General features: G+C 73.3%; 2 protein-coding genes. Both read left to right on the forward strand.

Translation table 11 applies throughout. The features are described 5' to 3' along the window. Window positions 1–52 precede the first annotated feature (52 nt). Window positions 53–778: a flagellar type III secretion system pore protein FliP gene (gene fliP / locus HMPREF0731_RS21180; RefSeq protein ID WP_379540614.1), complete on the forward strand. Its 726-nt coding sequence runs from the start codon at window positions 53–55 to the stop codon at window positions 776–778. A gap of 211 nt (window positions 779–989) precedes the next feature. Then, on the forward strand, window positions 990–1373 hold a 384-nt coding region (locus HMPREF0731_RS21185), incomplete at its 3' end, for a hypothetical protein (RefSeq protein WP_007006290.1).

Consider the following 1373-nt stretch of genomic DNA (forward strand, 5'->3'; position numbering starts at 1 on the left):
CCCGCCCCGCCCCGCCTGGCGCCCTTTGGCCGGCGCCGCCGCCCTGCTCGGCCTGCTGCTCGGGCTCGGCCTGCTGCTGCTGCCGCAGCCCCTGCTGGCGCAGAGCCTCAACCTCGATCTCGGCCAGCCCGGCGAGGCGGGCGCGACGACGCGGCTGGTGCAGCTCACCGCGCTGATCGGCCTGCTCTCGCTCGCGCCCTCGCTGCTGGTGATGGTCACCGCCTTCGCCCGCATCAGCATCGTGCTGTCGCTGCTGCGCAGCGCCATCGGCGCGCCCGGCGTGCCGCCCAACCCGGTGCTGATCGGCCTCGCCCTGTTCCTGACCTTCTTCGTCATGCAGCCGGTGCTGGAGGCGTCCTGGACCCAGGGACTGCAGCCCATGGCGGCCGGGCAGCTGGGCGAGATCGAGGGGCTGCAGGCGGCGGCCGAGCCGTTCCGCGGCTTCATGCTGGCGCATGCGCGCGACTCCGACATCGCCCTGTTCCTCGACCTGGCCAACCTGCCGGCGGTGGAGGAGCCCGCCCGCACCCCCTGGCGCGTGCTGGTGCCGGCCTTCCTGGTGGGCGAGCTGCGCCGCGCCTTCGAGATCGGCTTCCTGATCTTCCTGCCCTTCCTGGTCATCGACATCGTGGTGGCCAGCGTGCTGATGGGCCTCGGCATGATGATGCTGCCGCCCAACACCGTCTCGCTGCCCTTCAAGCTGATCTTCTTCGTGCTGGTGGATGGCTGGCGGCTGGTCTCGGGCAGCCTGGTGCAGGGCTTCGGGGGGGGCGGGTGACTCCGGTGGCACACCCCCCTTGTTCACTCTCCATTAACAAGGTTAACAACCTGGTGATGGCAGGCCGGGCAGACTTGCCGACGACCTCCACCGGGATTCACCTCATGCCTTCCGCGCCTGCGACCTGCCTCGCGCTTGCCGGAAGCCTGACCGGCCAGCGCCCCCTGGAACGCCCCTGGGCGCGCCGCGCGGCCCCGGAAGCGGGGGCGCCATGAGCCGCGCCGGCGCACCCGCCCCCGACCGCTACAAGGCCTTCGCCTTCGCCGCCGCCGACCTGCTGGTGGAGACCGATGGCAACGGCCGCACCCTGTTCCTGGCCGGCGCCCATCTGCGCCGCCTCGGCCGCGCGGCCGAGGGCGCGCTGGGCAGCCCGCTGCGCGGCCTGGTGCGCCAGGAGGACCGCCGCCTGTTCGATGCCGCCCTGGCCAAGCTGCTGGCCGATGGCCGGCTCGGCCCCACCGTGCTGCAGCTGGATGGCAGCCCCGCCTTCTCCTGCGCCATGACCGGGCTGCTGCACCGCGAGGGCATGCCCGCCGCGAACGGCCAGGCGGACGATCCGGCGCTGCGCCTGGCGCTGTGCTTCTCCGCCCTGCCG

Source organism: Pseudoroseomonas cervicalis ATCC 49957, from assembly GCF_000164635.1.
Classification (GTDB): Bacteria; Pseudomonadota; Alphaproteobacteria; order Acetobacterales; family Acetobacteraceae; genus Pseudoroseomonas; species Pseudoroseomonas cervicalis.